Consider the following 1,889-nt stretch of genomic DNA (forward strand, 5'->3'; position numbering starts at 1 on the left):
AATTCATTAGTAATAGTTACGCTGCGGCCTTTTACACATGACCTTCGTGAAAGCGGGTGGCAGGAGGTCGCGCTAACAACCTCCTGCCGTTTTGCCCGTGCATATCGGTCACGAACAAATCTGATTACTAAACACAGTAGCCTGGATTTGTTCTATCAGTAATCGACCTTATTCCTAATTAAATAGAGCAAATCCCCTTATTGGGGGTAAGACATGAAGATGCCAGAAAAACATGACCTGTTGGCCGCCATTCTCGCGGCAAAGGAACAAGGCATCGGGGCAATCCTTGCGTTTGCAATGGCGTACCTTCGCGGCAGATATAATGGCGGTGCGTTTACAAAAACAGTAATCGACGCAACGATGTGCGCCATTATCGCCTAGTTCATTCGTGACCTTCTCGACTTCGCCGGACTAAGTAGCAATCTCGCTTATATAACGAGCGTGTTTATCGGCTACATCGGTACTGACTCGATTGGTTCGCTTATCAAACGCTTCGCTGCTAAAAAAGCCGGAGTAGAAGATGGTAGAAATCAATAATCAACGTAAGGCGTTCCTCGATATGCTGGCGTGGTCGGAGGGAACTGATAACGGACGTCAGAAAACCAGAAATCATGGTTATGACGTCATTGTAGGCGGAGAGCTATTTACTGATTACTCCGATCACCCTCGCAAACTTGTCACGCTAAACCCAAAACTCAAATCAACAGGCGCCGGACGCTACCAGCTTCTTTCCCGTTGGTGGGATGCCTACCGCAAGCAGCTTGGCCTGAAAGACTTCTCTCCGAAAAGTCAGGACGCTGTGGCATTGCAGCAGATTAAGGAGCGTGGCGCTTTACCTATGATTGATCGTGGTGATATCCGTCAGGCAATCGACCGTTGCAGCAATATCTGGGCTTCACTGCCGGGCGCTGGTTATGGTCAGTTCGAGCATAAGGCTGACAGCCTGATTGCAAAATTCAAAGAAGCGGGCGGAACGGTCAGAGAGATTGATGTATGAGCAGAGTCACCGCGATTATCTCCGCTCTGGTTATCTGCATCATCGTCTGCCTGTCATGGGCTGTTAATCATTACCGTGATAACGCCATTACCTACAAAGCCCAGCGCGACAAAAATGCCAGAGAACTGAAGCTGGCGAACGCGGCAATTACTGACATGCAGATGCGTCAGCGTGATGTTGCTGCGCTCGATGCAAAATACACGAAGGAGTTAGCTGATGCTAAAGCTGAAAATGATGCTCTGCGTGATGATGTTGCCGCTGGTCGTCGTCGGTTGCACATCAAAGCAGTCTGTCAGTCAGTGCGTGAAGCCACCACCGCCTCCGGCGTGGATAATGCAGCCTCCCCCCGACTGGCAGACACCGCTGAACGGGATTATTTCACCCTCAGAGAGAGGCTGATCACTATGCAAAAACAACTGGAAGGAACCCAGAAGTATATTAATGAGCAGTGCAGATAGAGTTGCCCATATCGATGGGCAACTCATGCAATTATTGTGAGCAATACACACGCGCTTCCAGCGGAGTATAAATGCCTAAAGTAATAAAACCGAGCAATCCATTTACGAATGTTTGCTGGGTTTCTGTTTTAACAACATTTTCTGCGCCGCCACAAATTTTGGCTGCATCGACAGTTTTCTTCTGCCCAATTCCAGAAACGAAGAAATGATGGGTGATGGTTTCCTTTGGTGCTACTGCTGCCGGTTTGTTTTGAACAGTAAACGTCTGTTGAGCACATCCTGTAATAAGCAGGGCCAGCGCAGTAGCGAGTAGCATTTTTTTCATGGTGTTATTCCCGATGCTTTTTGAAGTTCGCAGAATCGTATGTGTAGAAAATTAAACAAACCCTAAACAATGAGTTGAAATTTCATATTGTTAATATTTATTAATGTAT

General features: G+C 47.3%; 3 protein-coding genes and 1 pseudogene. 3 read left to right on the top strand and 1 reads right to left on the bottom strand.

What is annotated here, in order from left to right; translation table 11 throughout:
• Positions 1-219: 219 nt before the first annotated feature.
• The 3 genes and pseudogenes from MMB69_RS27120 to rzpD all read left to right on the top strand — a co-directional run bounded on the left by MMB69_RS27120 (position 220) and on the right by rzpD (position 1,455).
• Positions 220-537 (top strand): annotated as a pseudogene (locus tag MMB69_RS27120) (phage holin, lambda family).
• Positions 521-997: a glycoside hydrolase family 24 protein gene (locus MMB69_RS27125; protein ID WP_000229403.1), complete on the top strand. Its 477-nt coding sequence runs from the start codon at positions 521-523 to the stop codon at positions 995-997. The pseudogene MMB69_RS27120 and the gene MMB69_RS27125 overlap by 17 nt, the downstream one beginning before the upstream one ends.
• Positions 994-1,455 carry a prophage endopeptidase RzpD gene (gene rzpD / locus MMB69_RS27130; protein ID WP_000092275.1) on the top strand — a complete coding sequence of 154 codons (462 nt, stop codon included), beginning with the start codon at positions 994-996 and terminating at the stop codon, positions 1,453-1,455. The genes MMB69_RS27125 and rzpD overlap by 4 nt, the downstream gene beginning before the upstream one ends.
• A gap of 31 nt (positions 1,456-1,486) precedes the next feature.
• Here rzpD and bor read toward each other — a convergent pair whose 3' ends face one another.
• Positions 1,487-1,780, bottom strand: a complete 294-nt coding sequence (bor, locus tag MMB69_RS27135) for a serum resistance lipoprotein Bor (RefSeq protein ID WP_000738492.1) — start codon at positions 1,778-1,780, stop codon at positions 1,487-1,489.
• Between the last annotated feature and the right edge of the window lie 109 nt (positions 1,781-1,889).

The sequence above is a fragment of the Priestia sp. P5 genome, from assembly GCF_029522155.1.
Lineage (GTDB): Bacteria > Bacillota > Bacilli > Bacillales > Bacillaceae_H > Priestia > Priestia megaterium_E.